The following is a 13,870-nucleotide window of genomic DNA, read 5'->3' on the forward strand; positions in this document are numbered from 1 at the left end:
GCTGGGGCGCGCACCTCACACGTGCAGGGCGCCCTCGATGGAATCATCGAGGGTAGCGCCCAGCACGGCGCCCACCATCATCTTGGCGCCGGCCACGATATTGCCGTGCTTGTTGTCCCAGTAGTAGCCGGCGGCCGGGGTCACCTTGACCAGGGTGATGCGCGGGTCGTCCTCGCCCTCGGTGAACCAGGTCTTGAGGGTGAAGTTCCACAGCTCCTTGATCTTGGTCGGATCGCGCGAGATGGTGGCGCTGCCGTCCAGGTACAGGAAGCCGGAATGGCCGGATGCCTGGAAGTTCAGGCGCACTGCGGGGCTGGCAACCAGCTCCTGGATGGTGTGGCTGTCGCTGGCCGTCATGAACCACAGGTTGCCGGCGTCGTCGACCTGCAGGGGACTCATGGGACGGGTATTGCCGCCGCTGGTGGTGAAGAAACCGCTCTTGGCGTCGTCCACCATGTCCTTGATGCGCTTGACGGCGGTGGGACCGGTCAGGTCCTGGCGATTGTGTTCCGGCTGGTTGCGGTTGATGCTGTCCATGGATACTCCCTGTCGGTTACGGTAAGTGGGCTTGAGTTGTTAACACTTTCTGTGGATAAGCTTGTTAACAATGCCTACCCCTGCCACCCAAGTGGCTGTTTTGAAAGAAAAAAGTTATCCTGCCTGTTTTTGCGGCTGCCGATGCTGACGGGCGCCCCGGCATCGTGGGGGCGACGCCAAGGCGCGGCTCACCGTGCACGGCGGTGCGCGGGTTCCAGCCTCACCTTCCCATATTGCCGCCGGCGCCACAGTGCGCTGGCGCACGCTATGCGCGGCGGCGGCAGCGATCTTGCGGCACAATGGCGTTTTCAGCTTTCCGGAGACACCATGCGCATCGCCACCTTCAACATCAACGGCATGAACGCCCGCCTGCCGGCCCTGCTGCAGTGGCTGGAGGAAGAGCAGCCGGACGTCGCCTGCCTGCAGGAGCTCAAGACGCCGCAGGAGAAGTTTCCCGAGGAAGCGATCAAGGAAGCCGGCTACCACGCCATCTGGCACGGTCAGAAAAGCTGGAACGGCGTGGCCATCCTGGCGCGCGGGCAGCAGCCGGTGGAGGTCGGGCGCGGACTGGCCGGCGATCCCGAGGACGAGCAAAGCCGCTACCTCGAAGCGGCCGTGAACGGCATCGTGATCGCCGCCCTGTACCTCCCCAACGGCAATCCGGCGCCCGGCCCCAAGTTCGACTACAAGCTGAAATGGATGGAACGCCTCATCCTGCGCGGCCAGGAGCTGATAGCCAGCGGCCAGCCGGTGGTGATGCTGGGCGACTTCAACGTGATTCCCAACGCGCTGGACGCCTACAAGGCCGAGCGCTGGGTGGACGACGCCCTGTACCGCCCCGAAACGCGCGCCGCCTTCGAGCGCCTGATGGCGCAGGGCTGGCTGGACTCGCTGCGCCACACCCATCCGGACCAAGTGATCTACACCTTCTGGGACTACTTCCGCAACGCCTACGGACGCGACGCCGGCATCCGCATCGACCACGTGCTGCTCAGCCCCGCCCTGCACGGCAAGCTGAAGGCGGCCGGCGTGCACCGCGAGGTGCGCGGGCGCGAGAAGCCCAGCGACCACGCGCCGGTGTGGGTGGAGCTGGCGGTATAGGGGGTTGCAAGTGCCAGCGCTAGGCGGCGGCGCGGTGATGGCTGCCGCTGCCCCGCTGCAGCAGCTCGTCGCCGGGGCGGATGTCGCCGGGATGCAGGGCCGGTTTCGGCTTGACCGCCTCGTACACGGGACCGAAGTCGGTGTGCGCGAACTCCAGCAACTGGTCCAGGCTGCGGATGACGAAGTACGTCTCCTGGAAGTCATCGATGCGGTAAGCGGTCTGCATCACGCGCGCCAGGTCGAAGCGCACCCGGTTGGGCGAGCCTGACTCCAGCGCGAACACCGACTCCGCATACGACGAGACGATGCCGGCGCCATAGATGCGCAAGCCGTCGCGCTGCTGCACCAGGCCGAATTCCACCGTGTACCAGTACACCCGCGCCAGCAGGTCCAGCACCCCCTTTTCCCTCGCCCGCTGGGCGCCCACGCCATAGGCCTGGATAAAGTCCGCGATGACAGGGTTCATCAGCAGCGGCACGTGGCCGAACACGTCGTGGAATATGTCCGGCTCCTGCAGGTAGTCCAGCTGGTCCGCGCCGCGGATGAACTGGCCGGCCGGGAAGCGGCGGTGGGCCAGGTGGTCGAAGAATACCTCGTCCGGCACCAGCCCGGGCACGGCCACCACTTCCCAGCCGGTATGCTTCATCAGCACCTCGCTCAGGCGGCGGAAGTCAGGGATGCGGTCGGGGGCGATCGGCAGGCTGCGCATCCCGGCCAGGAATTCATCACAGGCGCGGCCCGGCAGCAAGCGGCCCTGGCGCTCATACAGCGTTTTCCAGACCTGGTGGTGTGCGGGAGTGTAGCGCTCCCACTGCTGGTCTATGGTCCAGTCGGCGCGCATGGTCACAGGTGCCGCTGTGCGGCTTGGTCGATCAGGGCGGCCAGTTCCATGTCCCTGGCGGTGACGCCGCCGGCATCGTGGGTGGTCAGCACGATGGACACCTTGTTGTACACATTGCTCCACTCCGGGTGGTGGTTGCGGGCCTCGGCCTGCAGGGCCACTTCCGTCATGAAGGCAAAGGCCTGGACAAAGTTGGCAAACATGAAATCGCGGCGGATGGCGGGACGGGCGGGATCGATGCTCCATGCCGGCAGGCGCGCGGCCTCGGCTTGCAGGGTGGCGGGATCGTAAGCTTGCATGCTGGTCTCCTGATTGTTGTACGTGGTGACAGCATAACGGGCAAACCATGCACGATGCACCCGATTCCGCAGTTTCCTGTGTAAGATATGCACAATTTTTGCATGATTCCATCAACAGAGACATGAACAGCCACGCCATCACCATCGACAAATTCGACCTGGAACTGCTGGCGCAGCTGCAGCGCGACGGCCTGGCCACCAACAGCGCCCTGGGCGAGAAAATCCACCTGTCCAGCTCACAGGTCAGCCGCCGCATCCAGCGCATGCAGGAGGCGGGGCTGATCGACCATTACTGCGTGGTGCTGGACGCGGGCGCGCTGGGGCTGGACGTGACCGCGTTCACCGAAGTCACGCTGGACCACAACAGCAGCTCGGCCGCCGAGCGTTTCGAGCGTGAGGTGCAGCAGCTGGAGCCGGTGCTGGAATGCTACACGCTGGCGGGCCAGGCCGACTACCTGCTGCGCATCGTCGCGGCGGACCTGGCGACGCTGTCCGAATTCATGACCGGCCACATCCTGCGCATACCCGGGGTGGCGAACGTACGCTCGACCATCACGCTACGCCGCGTCAAGCACACCCACGCCCTGCCGCTGGCCCACGTCACCCAGCCGGTCAGGAACCGCAAGCGCGTGCTCTACACCAGCTAACAACAGCGGTACTGCAACTGCGATGTCACACCCTGCGGTGTCCACCACTGCGGTGTCCACTGCGGTGTCAGGTCTGCCATCACTGCGGTGTCATGCCATCACTGCGGTGTCAGGTCTGCCATTGGTACATGAGTTCGCTTTCTTCAAGCGAGCTCATGTACCAATGGCAGACCTGACACCCGGATATGTGACACCCGGATATGACACCCGGATAGTGGACAAATGCCCCGGCGGATGGCGCCTCGTCAGGCCGTCAGCACACCCCGGCGCATCTGATCGAGCTCGATGGATTCGAACAGCGCCTTGAAGTTGCCCTCGCCGAAGCCCTGGTTGCCCTTGCGCTGGATGAATTCGAAGAACACGGGCCCCAGCTGGTTTTCGGAGAAGATCTGCAGCAGCAAGTCGCCCGGCTTGCCGTCGATGAGGATCTTGCGCGCCTTCAGTTCGGCCAGCGCCTCGCCGTGGCCGGGGATGCGCTTGTCCACCAGCTCGTAGTAGGTGGCTATGGTGTCGAGCAGCTTGACGCCGGCGCCGCGCAGCGCGTCCACGCTGGCGTACAGGTTGTCGCTGCCCATGGCGATGTGCTGTATGCCTTCGCCACGGTAGGCGTCCAGGTATTCCTGGATCTGGCCGGCGCGGTCCGTTCCCTCTTCATTGATGGGGATGCGCAGCTTGCCGCACGGGCTGGTCATGGCCTTGGACTTCACGCCCGTGACCTGGCCTTCGATGTCGAAGTAGCGCACTTCGCGGAAGTTGAACAGTCGCTCGTAGAACTCGGCCCACTCTCCCATGCGGCCACGGTGCACGTTATGGGTCAGGTGGTCGATATAGGTCAGGCCGTGGCCCACCGGCTGCGGATCGGCGCCGGGAATGGGCTCGAAGTCCACATCGTAGATGCTGATGTTGCCGATGGCGCCGGGCTGGGCGCTATCCTTGCCCTGCCAGCGGTCCACCAGGTAGATCAGCGAATCGCCGATGCCCTTGATGGCCGGCAGGTTCAGCTCCATCGGGCCGCTCTGCCCTTCGAAGCCCCACGCCCCCAGTTCCAGCGCACGCCGGTAGGCATAGGCGGCATCCTTGACGCGGAAGGCGATCGCGCACACGGAGGGGCCGTGCAGCTGGGCGAAGCGCTGCGCGAACGAATCCGGCTCGGCGTTCAGGATGAAGTTGATCTCGCCCTGGCGGTACAGGGTGACGTTCTTGCGGCGGTGGCGCGCCACGGCGGTAAAGCCCAGCGACTCGAATACCTTGCCCATGGCGGCCGGATCGGGGGCCGCGTATTCGATGAATTCAAAGCCGTCCGTGCCCATGGGGTTGTCCCACAATGGCGTGCTCATTTGCGTGCTCATGATGTCTCCTCGGGTGTCGATATGAACATGGTACGCACCACAGGCGAACAATTCGCGCATTATGATGGTTGAAACACAGGTATCATGCGCATTTTGCGCAAAAGGAGTGCATATGACCGTATCCATCAGCGTGGACCGGCTGGACCTGGCCCTGCTGGACGCCCTGCAGCGCGACGGCGAGGCCACCAACGCGGCACTGGCCGAACGGCTGCACCTGTCGGTGTCGCAGGTCGGGCGCCGCGTGCAGCGCCTCAGGGAGGCCGGCATCATCGCCCATTACGCGGCGGTGCTGGACCCGCTGGCCGTGGGCCTGGGCGTGATGGCCTTCGTCCAGATCACCCTGGGCCGCCACGGCGACACGCGCGGCGACGCCTTCGAACAGGCCATCGCCGACCTGCCGGAAGTGCTGGAGTGCTTCTCGGTGACGGGCGAGGCCGACTACGTGGCGCGCATCGTGTCGCACGACCTGGCCTCGCTTTCGGAACTGATGATGAAGCACATCCTGCGCCTGCCGGGCGTCTCCAACGTCAAGTCCAGCATCTCGCTGAAGAAGGTCAAGCATTCCACCGTGCTGCCGCTGGAGCACATCGCCCATCCCAGCCCGTCGCAGCAGCGCGTGCACTTCGTGCGCGGCGCCTGACCAGCAGCAGGGCCGCGCCCCGCCGAGTTGGGCAGCATGGCGCCGCGGCCGGCGGGCGGCCCCGGTGGCGCGGTTGACCGCCCTTGCGTAACGCTTCCTGGCCGGCTCGTCTACCAGTCCAGCGCCAGCAGGCGGCGCCCCATGCGCGGCCAGCACAGCGCGGCGATCTCGCCGCGTTCGGCCCAGCGGAAGCCGTCGCATTCGGGCGTGGGCTGGCCGGTGACCTCATGCTCGAACATGCTGGTGCACACCAGGTGCTCCAGGCTGGGCAGGCTGTCGCCCACGCGCAGGCGGAACAGGTGCAAATGCTTGTCGGGACGGTAGCTGAATTCGCCCAGGTCTTCGAAGCGCGCCGGGTCGAAGATCAAGCCTGTTTCCTCGCGCAGCTCGCGGCAGGCGGCCTGCAGGGCGGTTTCGCCGGGGTCGCGCATGCCTTTCGGGATGTCCCATTTGGCGGTGCCGGTAACGTGGCACAGCAGCAACTGCCCGGCCGAGTTGACGATCAGCGTACCGCAGGATGTGGCAGGTGGCATGGCGTATGTGAGGCCTATAACAGACCGGGTAACTAGTTCGATGGGATTCTATACCGGTGGCGGCCACGCCGGCTGCTTTACTCAACCAGGGGAGGTACTATGAGCTTCATCGCATGGATCATTATCGGCGGCCTGATCGGCTGGGTTGCCAGTCTCATCATGCGCACCGACGCGCAGCAGGGACTGTTCCTGAACGTCATCGTCGGCATCGTCGGCGCCTTCCTGGGCGGCTGGCTGCTCAGCCCCATGGTGGGCGCGGGCACCATCAACGCCAACGATTTCAGCCTGGCCTCGCTGGGCGTGTCGCTGGTGGGCGCCATCGTGCTGCTGGCGATCGTCAACCTGCTGTTCCGCGGCCGCCTGCGCTAACGCAGTCATCGTCATCGGCCGGGCGACACCATGCCCGGCCGTGTTCCCACAGCCAGACAGGCTGTACGCCTACAGCACCGTGCCGGGCCAGGTTCTACACTGAACCATAACGTTATCCCGACCATGAGAGGTGCACCATGCATGCCGACGCCATCACCCTGCTGACCCAGGACCACAACCGCGTCAAATCCCTGTTCGACCGCTACGACACGCTGGGTCCCCAAGCGCTGGACGAGAAGCGCGAACTGGCGCAGGCAATCTGCCTGGCGCTGGTGAGCCACGCCAGCGTGGAGGAAGAAGTCTTCTACCCTGCCCTGCGCGCCGCCCGCCAGTCCACCCTGGGCGGCCCGGACCAGGTGCACGTGCTGCACACGCCGGCGCGCCGGCTGATCAGCCGATTGCTGGAGATGTCGCCTTCCGATCCCGGCTACGACGCCACCGTGCATGCCCTGGCCGAGCAGCTGGACCACCACGTCAACGAAGAAGAAAGCCTGCTGTTCCCGCTGGCCCGCAAGGCTCGTCTGGACCTCGGCCAGCTGGGCGCCGTGATCCGCCAGCGCCAGGCCGAGCTGGAGGCGTGACAGCCCGCATGGTGACAATGTGTGAAGATTTCGGTTTGGCAAAATGCTATGCTGGCCGCATCCGCGGCTGATGAGGTGCAAACCAAGGCCAAGACCGTGAGCCTGGCCCTCCTGGTTGGCGCAAACGGCGAAGTGCAGGACGCCAGGCTGACTAGGTCCAGCGGCCTGCAGGAACTGGACCAGGCCACGCTGGACGCTTTCCGGCGCTGCACCTTTCATGCCACGCTGTTTCGCGGACAGCCGCAACTACCCTGGGTCATGCTGAGTTATCGATGGGAATTGCCAAAAGACTGAATCCGCTGCGCATAAAAAAGGGAAGCTGCGAACAGCTTCCCTTTTTTCGTATCCTGGAGCGGGAGAAGAGTCTCGAACTCTCGACCTCAACCTTGGCAAGGTTGCGCTCTACCAACTGAGCTACTCCCGCATTATTTTACTCACTGCTTTGCTCACTGCTTGCTCATTGCTTTGCAGGAGGCAAAATTATAGCACGACCATTTCAAAACGCAAGATGCCCTGCGCGGGATACCCTGGCCATGGCCGGCGTTACCGCCAAACGGAAAAACGGGGAACATAGGGGTATAATGCCGCTGTGCGCCCCAACCCGCGCCCTCCGGTTTTCCCCCAGGCCCCGCATCCGCCGTCAGTCTGCCGCCCACGCGGCCACAGGATGCCATGCGCCAGTTCACTGCCTTTGCCAGTTTCAAGTTCAAGGTGACGATGCTCGTCTCCGCCATGGTCCTGCTCGCCGCAGTGGGCGTGGGCGGGATTTCGCTCCTGATCACGGAGCGCGAGATGGGCCGCGTGATCGCGCAACAGGAATTGTCCGTGCTGGGCGGCGCGGCGGCCTACCTCGAAGGCGACCTGCAAAACAAGCAGCAAGTGCTGCGCACGCTGGCCGAGGAAGCGCTGGAGCGCGGCCTGGGCGCGGACGACGTGCAGCGCCTGCTGGAAAGCCACCCCGGCCTGCGCGACGATTTCTACAACGTGACGGCCTACGATCCCAAGGGCGACCTGATCGCGAACCAGAACAACCCGCAGGCCGCCAAAATCAATGTCAGCCAGCGCGCCTATTACCGCGACACGCTGGCGGCCCGGGAAGGCGTGATTTCGGCGCCGTTCCGCAGCGCGCTGTCCGGCAAACCGGTGATTGCCATCACCCAGCCCTTGATCGATGCGCGCGGCGAGATCATGGCCATGCTGGTGGCCGGCATCGACCTGACCCGGCCCGGCTTCGGCGCGCGCATGGCGTCGCTGCGCCCAGGCGGGCAAGGCTATATGTTCATCGCCACCGGCGATGGCGACGTGCTGCTGCACCCGCGCCAGGAACTGCTGCTGACCCGTCCCGACCCGGAACTGGAGGCCGTGCTCGGCGCCGTGCAGGCCGGACGCGAAGGCTGGCGCGGCGACGTGGCGGACAATGGCGTGCCCAGCCTGGTGGCCTGGCGCCGCCTGCACCATGTGGACTGGGTGGTGGGCGTGGTGTATCCGCTGCAAAGCGCGTTCGCGCCCATGGCCTCGGTACGCCTGCGCTCCCTGGCGGCGGCCACCGTGTTCACCGCGCTGGCCGGGGTGTTCGGCTGGCTGCTGGTCAAAGCCCTGCTGGCGCCCCTGAGCCAATTGCGGCGCAACGTGGAAGCCATCCATTCCGGCACGGCCGACATCGAGGCCTTCGATACCGGCAACCGCGACGAATTCGGGGTCCTGAGCCAGGCCTTGTTCCAGCTGGCCATGCACCGCCAGCAGGCCGAGCGCGACCTGCAGCGGCAAGTCACCACCGACGTACTGACCGGCCTGCACAACCGCCGCATGTTCGAGGAATTTCTTCCGCTGGCGCTGGCGCGGGCCGGACGCACCCGGGACAGGCTGGCGCTGGCCTACCTGGACATCGACAAGTTCAAGTCCATCAACGACACCCACGGCCACGCCGCCGGCGACGCCGTACTGGTGGAGTTCGGCCGCCGCCTGCGCGAGGCGGTGCGCACCACCGACACCGTGGCCCGCCTGGCCGGGGACGAATTCGTCATCGTGTTCGAACACTTGGGCGACGCCGGGGAAGTGCACACGCTGGGCGGCAAGATCCTGGCCGCCATGGGAGCGCCGTTCAGCGTTGCCGGCCGCACGCTGGCCGTCACCGCCAGCATCGGCATCGCCGTGGCGGCCCAGGACACCACCCCGGCCGACCTGATCGTCCTGGCCGACAACGCCTTGTACAGCGTGAAGGCGGCCGGCCGCAACGGCTACACGGTCAACCACGCCGGCCAGCACAAGCTGGCCAGCATCGCCGCGATGCAGCCGGCGCGCCGCAGCCAGGGACAGGATTCCGTCCTGCGCTGAGCACACCGCATCCATTCGCGCTTCATCGGCTGACGTTGCGTTATGCTATGGTCAATATTTCCACACAGGAGAGACCATGCTATCGCCCCTCCCCAGCATCGTCCTGGCTGCGGCCCTGCTGCAGGCGCCGGGTGCAGGCGCTCAGGAAGCCGCCGCCAGGTATCCGCAACTGCCCAGCGAGACCCCGGCCAGCTTCCAGGCGCCCACCGCAGGCCTGGGCTACCAGCGGCGCACGGTGGCCATCCCCATGCGCGACGGCGTCAAGCTCAATACCGTGGTCCTGCTGCCCAAGGGCGCCCGCAACGCGCCGGTGCTGCTGACCCGCACGCCCTACAACGCCGCCGAAATGGCGGCCATGTCGGCCAGCTCGGACCTGGAAACCACGCTGCAGGGCTACGACAACCCGGCCGACCTGGTGGTGGAAGGCGGCTACATCCGGGTGCTGCAGGACGTGCGCGGCAAGTACGGCTCCGAGGGCGACTACGTGATGACACGCCCGCCGCGCGGCCCGCTCAACCCGACCCCGGTGGACCATGCCACCGACACCTGGGACACCATAGCCTGGCTGCTGAACAACCTGCCGGAGTCGAACGGCAAGGTCGGCCTGATCGGCGGTTCCTACGACGGCTTCCTGCCGCTGATGGCGCTATTGGACCCGCATCCGGCGCTCAAGGCCGTGGTGCCGCTCAACCCCATGGTGGACGGCTGGCGCGGCGACGACTGGTTCCACAACGGCGCCTTCCGACAGGCCAACCTGCCCTACCTGCTGGAGCAGGTGGCCACGCGCGCCAACGAGGCCAAGTGGTACACCAGCCATTACGACGACTACGAGGTCTACCTGCGCGCCGGTTCCGCCGGCGCCCTGGCCCGCGAGCGCGGCCTGGAGCAGACCGGCTTCTGGACCAAGCTGTCGGCCCATCCGGCCTACGACAGCTTCTGGCAGCAGCAGGCGGTCGATAAACTGCTGGCGCGCGCGCCGGTCACCGTGCCCACCCTGCTGGTGCACAGCCTGTGGGACGCCGAGGATATCTACGGCCCGCTGGCGGTGTACAAGGCGGTCAAGCCTGCCGACAAGGCGGGGCTGGTGCACCTGGCGATAGGCCCCTGGAACCATGGCGGCATGCTGGAGGATGGCAGCAGCCTGGGTCCCCTGCGCTTCCGCAGCGACACCGCCTGGCACTTCCGCCAGGAGGTGCTGCGGCCCTTCCTGGACCGCTACCTGAAGGATGGCCCGCCGCCGCCCGCCATCCCCGCCGTGAGCGCGTTTGAAACCGGCAGCAACCGCTGGCGCGCGCTGCGCGACTGGCCCGCCAATCCGGCCGAACCGGTCAAGCTGCACCTGGCCGCCAACGGCCTGGCCACGCTGGACACGCCGCCCTCGGGCGCCGCCTACGACGAATACGTGTCCGATCCGGCCAAGCCGGTGCCCTACCGCGCCCGTCCGATCCGCCCGGTGGGCTACGACGAAGCCAAGGGACTGAGCTGGCCGCGCTGGCTGGTGGATGACCAGCGCGAAGCGTCGGGCCGCACCGACGTCCTGACCTACACCAGCGCCGTCCTGACCGCGCCGCTGACCATACGCGGCGAACCGCTGGTGCACCTGCAGGCGTCCACCAGCGGCACCGACAGCGACTGGGTGGTCAAGCTGATCGACGTCTATCCCGACCAGGTGGCCAGCCAGCCGGAGCTGGGTGGCTACCAGCTGATGGTGGCGGCCGACATCTTCCGCGGCCGCTACCGCGAGAGCCTGTCCGTGGCCAGGCCGGTCGCCGCCAACCAGGTACTGCCCTACCGGTTCGCCCTGCCGGCCGCCAACCACGTGTTCCTGCCGGGCCACCGCATCATGGTGCAGGTGCAGTCCAGCTGGTTCCCGCTGTACGACCGCAATCCGCAGACCTTCGTGCCCAATATCTTCTTCGCCGAACCGAAGGACTACCGCAAGGCCACCCAGCGCGTGTACCACACGCCCCAATACGACAGCCATATCGAACTGCCGGTGGCGGCGGACCGCTGAAGGGCAGCCCATGCAGTCGCAAACCATACAAATCCGACAAACCCTCCAGCGCCGCGCCGCGTCGCCACAACCAATGATTTTTACTTTTAAATCAGTTAGTTATCCAAAAAACAAAGCGGTGGCACGCTCCTTGCAAAACTGACTCCGACCCCGGCCGATGGCGCCGGGGCGGCCCACCAGTTTTGCGGAGCGACCCATGCACAAGCAACCGATCTACCTGGACTACGCGGCGACCACGCCGGTCGATCCGCGTGTCGCCGAAAAGATGATTCCCTATCTGTGCGAGCGCTACGGCAATCCCGCCAGCCGCTCGCACAGCTATGGCTGGGACGCCGACCAAGCCGTCGAACAGGCGCGCGAACAGGTGGCGGCCCTGGTCGGCGCCGATCCGCGCGACATCGTCTGGACTTCGGGCGCCACCGAGTCCAACAACCTGGCCATCAAGGGCGCGGCCGACTTCCTGCGCGCCAAAGGCCGCCACCTGGTCACCGTCAAGACCGAGCACAAGGCCGTGCTGGACACGATGCGCGAACTGGAACGCCAGGGCCACGAAGTGAGCTACCTGGACGTGGGCGCCGACGGCTTGCTGGACCTGGATGCCTTCCGCGCCGCGCTGCGGCCGGACACCATCCTGGCCTCGGTCATGTACGTCAACAACGAGATCGGCGTGATCCAGGACATCCAGGCGCTGGGCGCCATCTGCCGCGCCGCCGGGGTGCTGCTCCACGTCGACGCGGCCCAGGCCACCGGCAAGGTGGCGATCGACCTGGCGCGCCTGCCGGTCGACCTGATGTCGTTCTCGGCCCACAAGACGTACGGCCCCAAGGGCATAGGCGCGCTGTACGTGCGGCGCAAGCCGCGCGTGCGCCTGCACGCCCAGATGCATGGCGGCGGCCACGAGCGCGGCATGCGCTCGGGCACCCTGCCCACCCACCAGATCGTCGGCATGGGGGCGGCCTACGAACTGGCGCGCCTGCACATGGGCGCCGAGAACGAGCGTATCCGCCTGCTGCGCGACCGTCTGCTGGACGGACTGTCGGCCACCGAACAAACCTTCGTCAATGGCAACCTGGAGCGCCGGGTACCGCACAACCTGAACATGAGCTTCAACTTCGTCGAGGGCGAATCGCTGCTGATGGCCATCAAGGACATCGCCGTGTCTTCCGGCTCGGCCTGTACCTCGGCCAGCCTGGAACCATCCTACGTGCTGCGCGCCCTGGGCCTGTCCGATGAACTGGCGCACAGTTCGATCCGCTTCTCGATCGGCCGCTACACCACCGCCGAGGACATCGACACCGTGGTGGCCCTGGTCACGCAGAAGATAGACAAACTGCGCGCCCTGTCGCCGCTGTGGGACATGTACCGCGACGGCATCGACATCGGCGCCGTCCAATGGGCTGCCCATTAAGCAGCCCAGCAACGCCTACATCCAACCCAGGGAGCAGCAGATGGCATACAGCGACAAGGTCCTAGACCACTATGAAAACCCGCGCAACGTGGGCAGCTTCGACAAGGATGACGCCAGCGTCGCCACTGGCATGGTGGGCGCGCCGGCCTGCGGCGATGTGATGCGCCTGCAGATCAAGGTGGGCGCCGGCGGCATCATCGAGGAGGCCAGGTTCAAGACCTATGGCTGCGGCTCGGCCATCGCCTCGTCCTCGCTGGTGACCGAGTGGCTCAAGGGCCGCAGCCTGGAACAGGCGCTGGCCATCGACAACACCGCCATCGCCGAGGAACTGGCGCTGCCTCCGGTGAAGATCCATTGCTCCATCCTGGCCGAGGACGCGATCAAGGCCGCCGTGGCCGACTACCGCAGCCGCCACCCCGAGGCCGGGGCCACGCTCGACCGCCCGGCCTGCGCGCCCGGCCCGTCCCGGCAATGAACCATACCATCACCAGAGAGAGGTCCGCCATGTCCGATATCCAGAGTCCCGCCACCGCCGCCGCCAGCCCGGCGCTGCTGTTCTCCGCCGCCGCCGCCGCCAAGGTGAGCGAGTTGATCGCCGAGGACGGCAATCCCAACCTGAAGCTGCGCATCTACGTCAGCGGCGGCGGCTGCTCCGGCTTCCAGTACGGCTTCGCCTTCGACGAGGAAGTCAACCAGGACGACTGGCGCATCGACCAGGACGGCGTCGCGCTGCTGGTCGATTCCATGAGCATGCAATACCTGAGCGGCGCCGAGATCGGCTACGAGGACGGCCTGGAAGGCTCGCGCTTCGTCATCAAGAACCCCAACGCCAGCACCACCTGCGGCTGCGGCAGCTCGTTCACCGTCTGAACAAAGGAAGCAGATCATGGCCATCACCCTCACCGAACCGGCCGCCCGCCGCGTCCACAGCTTCCTGGCCAAGCGCAATGCGCTGGGCCTGCGGCTGGCCGTCAAGACCAGCGGCTGTTCCGGCCTGGCCTACGCGATTGAATTCGCCGACGCCGCCGGCAATGACGACCTGCGCTTCGAAAGCCACGGCGTGACCCTGCTGATCGATCCCAAGAGCCTGCCCTACCTGGACGGCACCGAACTCGATTTCGTGCGCGAGGGCCTGAACGAAGGCTTCAAGTTCAACAATCCCAACGCCCGCCACGAATGCGGCTGCGGCGAGAGCTTCGGCGTCTGAGGACAGTACC

17 protein-coding genes and 1 tRNA gene are annotated in these 13,870 nt (G+C 66.1%); 12 read left to right on the forward strand and 6 right to left on the reverse strand.

What is annotated here, in order from left to right; translation table 11 throughout:
- Positions 1 to 15 precede the first annotated feature (15 nt).
- A complete protein-coding gene (locus tag ACLB1G_RS04330) occupies positions 16 to 537 on the reverse strand; it encodes a pyridoxamine 5'-phosphate oxidase family protein (RefSeq protein WP_491625957.1) in 522 nt (173 codons plus the stop codon).
- 327 nt (positions 538 to 864) lie between these two features.
- Here ACLB1G_RS04330 and xth point away from each other — a divergent pair, with 327 nt between their 5' ends.
- Positions 865 to 1,638, forward strand: a complete 774-nt coding sequence (xth, locus tag ACLB1G_RS04335; protein WP_491625958.1) for an exodeoxyribonuclease III — start codon at positions 865 to 867, stop codon at positions 1,636 to 1,638.
- A 19-nt stretch (positions 1,639 to 1,657) separates the two neighbouring features.
- Here the strand turns inward: xth and phhA are convergent, their stop codons facing one another.
- Positions 1,658 to 2,479 (reverse strand): phenylalanine 4-monooxygenase, encoded by an 822-nt coding sequence (phhA, locus tag ACLB1G_RS04340; RefSeq protein WP_491625959.1) that lies wholly within the window; start codon positions 2,477 to 2,479, stop codon positions 1,658 to 1,660.
- Between the two features lie 2 nt (positions 2,480 to 2,481).
- Complete coding sequence (locus ACLB1G_RS04345; RefSeq protein ID WP_491625960.1) at positions 2,482 to 2,778, reverse strand: 4a-hydroxytetrahydrobiopterin dehydratase; 297 nt, start codon at positions 2,776 to 2,778, stop codon at positions 2,482 to 2,484.
- A 122-nt stretch (positions 2,779 to 2,900) separates the two neighbouring features.
- Between ACLB1G_RS04345 and ACLB1G_RS04350 the strand changes: the two genes are divergently transcribed.
- The gene (locus tag ACLB1G_RS04350) at positions 2,901 to 3,425 is read left to right on the forward strand and encodes an Lrp/AsnC family transcriptional regulator (RefSeq protein ID WP_491625961.1); all 525 of its coding nucleotides are present in this window, start codon (positions 2,901 to 2,903) and stop codon (positions 3,423 to 3,425) included.
- 245 nt (positions 3,426 to 3,670) lie between these two features.
- Here ACLB1G_RS04350 and hppD read toward each other — a convergent pair whose 3' ends face one another.
- Positions 3,671 to 4,762: a 4-hydroxyphenylpyruvate dioxygenase gene (gene hppD, locus ACLB1G_RS04355; RefSeq protein WP_491626029.1), complete on the reverse strand. Its 1,092-nt coding sequence runs from the start codon at positions 4,760 to 4,762 to the stop codon at positions 3,671 to 3,673.
- Between the two features lie 124 nt (positions 4,763 to 4,886).
- Between hppD and ACLB1G_RS04360 the strand changes: the two genes are divergently transcribed.
- Positions 4,887 to 5,414 (forward strand): Lrp/AsnC family transcriptional regulator, encoded by a 528-nt coding sequence (locus ACLB1G_RS04360; RefSeq protein WP_491625962.1) that lies wholly within the window; start codon positions 4,887 to 4,889, stop codon positions 5,412 to 5,414.
- Positions 5,415 to 5,524: 110 nt separating this feature from the next.
- Here the strand turns inward: ACLB1G_RS04360 and ACLB1G_RS04365 are convergent, their stop codons facing one another.
- Positions 5,525 to 5,947, reverse strand: a complete 423-nt coding sequence (locus tag ACLB1G_RS04365) for an NUDIX hydrolase (RefSeq protein ID WP_491625963.1) — start codon at positions 5,945 to 5,947, stop codon at positions 5,525 to 5,527.
- A gap of 99 nt (positions 5,948 to 6,046) precedes the next feature.
- On the opposite strand from ACLB1G_RS04365, the gene ACLB1G_RS04370 reads away from it, so the two are divergent.
- From ACLB1G_RS04370 to ACLB1G_RS04380, 3 genes are all read left to right on the forward strand, one after another.
- Positions 6,047 to 6,316 carry a GlsB/YeaQ/YmgE family stress response membrane protein gene (locus ACLB1G_RS04370; RefSeq protein WP_491625964.1) on the forward strand — a complete coding sequence of 90 codons (270 nt, stop codon included), beginning with the start codon at positions 6,047 to 6,049 and terminating at the stop codon, positions 6,314 to 6,316.
- 137 nt (positions 6,317 to 6,453) lie between these two features.
- Positions 6,454 to 6,897, forward strand: a complete 444-nt coding sequence (locus tag ACLB1G_RS04375; protein ID WP_491625965.1) for a hemerythrin domain-containing protein — start codon at positions 6,454 to 6,456, stop codon at positions 6,895 to 6,897.
- 48 nt (positions 6,898 to 6,945) lie between these two features.
- A complete protein-coding gene (locus ACLB1G_RS04380; RefSeq protein WP_491625966.1) occupies positions 6,946 to 7,191 on the forward strand; it encodes an energy transducer TonB in 246 nt (81 codons plus the stop codon).
- Between the two features lie 54 nt (positions 7,192 to 7,245).
- Here the strand turns inward: ACLB1G_RS04380 and ACLB1G_RS04385 are convergent.
- Positions 7,246 to 7,321 (reverse strand) — tRNA-Gly (locus ACLB1G_RS04385).
- A gap of 248 nt (positions 7,322 to 7,569) precedes the next feature.
- On the opposite strand from ACLB1G_RS04385, the gene ACLB1G_RS04390 reads away from it, so the two are divergent.
- The 6 genes from ACLB1G_RS04390 to iscA all read left to right on the forward strand — a co-directional run bounded on the left by ACLB1G_RS04390 (position 7,570) and on the right by iscA (position 13,860).
- Positions 7,570 to 9,231 (forward strand): sensor domain-containing diguanylate cyclase, encoded by a 1,662-nt coding sequence (locus tag ACLB1G_RS04390; RefSeq protein WP_491625967.1) that lies wholly within the window; start codon positions 7,570 to 7,572, stop codon positions 9,229 to 9,231.
- A 76-nt stretch (positions 9,232 to 9,307) separates the two neighbouring features.
- Positions 9,308 to 11,245, forward strand: coding sequence for a CocE/NonD family hydrolase (locus tag ACLB1G_RS04395; protein ID WP_491625968.1), 1,938 nt, complete (start codon positions 9,308 to 9,310; stop codon positions 11,243 to 11,245).
- Positions 11,246 to 11,441: 196 nt separating this feature from the next.
- Positions 11,442 to 12,653 (forward strand): IscS subfamily cysteine desulfurase, encoded by a 1,212-nt coding sequence (locus tag ACLB1G_RS04400; RefSeq protein ID WP_491625969.1) that lies wholly within the window; start codon positions 11,442 to 11,444, stop codon positions 12,651 to 12,653.
- A 40-nt stretch (positions 12,654 to 12,693) separates the two neighbouring features.
- A complete protein-coding gene (gene iscU, locus ACLB1G_RS04405; protein ID WP_491625970.1) occupies positions 12,694 to 13,128 on the forward strand; it encodes a Fe-S cluster assembly scaffold IscU in 435 nt (144 codons plus the stop codon).
- 29 nt (positions 13,129 to 13,157) lie between these two features.
- Positions 13,158 to 13,523, forward strand: a complete 366-nt coding sequence (gene erpA / locus ACLB1G_RS04410) for an iron-sulfur cluster insertion protein ErpA (protein ID WP_491625971.1) — start codon at positions 13,158 to 13,160, stop codon at positions 13,521 to 13,523.
- 16 nt (positions 13,524 to 13,539) lie between these two features.
- Positions 13,540 to 13,860 (forward strand): iron-sulfur cluster assembly protein IscA, encoded by a 321-nt coding sequence (gene iscA / locus ACLB1G_RS04415; protein ID WP_491625972.1) that lies wholly within the window; start codon positions 13,540 to 13,542, stop codon positions 13,858 to 13,860.
- Positions 13,861 to 13,870 lie beyond the last annotated feature (10 nt).

It is taken from the genome of Duganella kummerowiae (genome assembly GCF_053572355.1).

What these genes read in the sequence shown, in the direction of transcription:
- ACLB1G_RS04330 (WP_491625957.1), bottom strand. Translation starts at nt 537, where the DNA reads ATGGACAGCATCAACCGCAACCAGCCGGAACACAATCGCCAGGACCTG.
- xth (WP_491625958.1), top strand. Translation starts at nt 865, where the DNA reads ATGCGCATCGCCACCTTCAACATCAACGGCATGAACGCCCGCCTGCCG.
- phhA (WP_491625959.1), bottom strand. Translation starts at nt 2,479, where the DNA reads ATGCGCGCCGACTGGACCATAGACCAGCAGTGGGAGCGCTACACTCCC.
- ACLB1G_RS04345 (WP_491625960.1), bottom strand. Translation starts at nt 2,778, where the DNA reads ATGCAAGCTTACGATCCCGCCACCCTGCAAGCCGAGGCCGCGCGCCTG.
- ACLB1G_RS04350 (WP_491625961.1), top strand. Translation starts at nt 2,901, where the DNA reads ATGAACAGCCACGCCATCACCATCGACAAATTCGACCTGGAACTGCTG.
- hppD (WP_491626029.1), bottom strand. Translation starts at nt 4,762, where the DNA reads ATGAGCACGCCATTGTGGGACAACCCCATGGGCACGGACGGCTTTGAA.
- ACLB1G_RS04360 (WP_491625962.1), top strand. Translation starts at nt 4,887, where the DNA reads ATGACCGTATCCATCAGCGTGGACCGGCTGGACCTGGCCCTGCTGGAC.
- ACLB1G_RS04365 (WP_491625963.1), bottom strand. Translation starts at nt 5,947, where the DNA reads ATGCCACCTGCCACATCCTGCGGTACGCTGATCGTCAACTCGGCCGGG.
- ACLB1G_RS04370 (WP_491625964.1), top strand. Translation starts at nt 6,047, where the DNA reads ATGAGCTTCATCGCATGGATCATTATCGGCGGCCTGATCGGCTGGGTT.
- ACLB1G_RS04375 (WP_491625965.1), top strand. Translation starts at nt 6,454, where the DNA reads ATGCATGCCGACGCCATCACCCTGCTGACCCAGGACCACAACCGCGTC.
- ACLB1G_RS04380 (WP_491625966.1), top strand. Translation starts at nt 6,946, where the DNA reads ATGCTGGCCGCATCCGCGGCTGATGAGGTGCAAACCAAGGCCAAGACC.
- ACLB1G_RS04390 (WP_491625967.1), top strand. Translation starts at nt 7,570, where the DNA reads ATGCGCCAGTTCACTGCCTTTGCCAGTTTCAAGTTCAAGGTGACGATG.
- ACLB1G_RS04395 (WP_491625968.1), top strand. Translation starts at nt 9,308, where the DNA reads ATGCTATCGCCCCTCCCCAGCATCGTCCTGGCTGCGGCCCTGCTGCAG.
- ACLB1G_RS04400 (WP_491625969.1), top strand. Translation starts at nt 11,442, where the DNA reads ATGCACAAGCAACCGATCTACCTGGACTACGCGGCGACCACGCCGGTC.
- iscU (WP_491625970.1), top strand. Translation starts at nt 12,694, where the DNA reads ATGGCATACAGCGACAAGGTCCTAGACCACTATGAAAACCCGCGCAAC.
- erpA (WP_491625971.1), top strand. Translation starts at nt 13,158, where the DNA reads ATGTCCGATATCCAGAGTCCCGCCACCGCCGCCGCCAGCCCGGCGCTG.
- iscA (WP_491625972.1), top strand. Translation starts at nt 13,540, where the DNA reads ATGGCCATCACCCTCACCGAACCGGCCGCCCGCCGCGTCCACAGCTTC.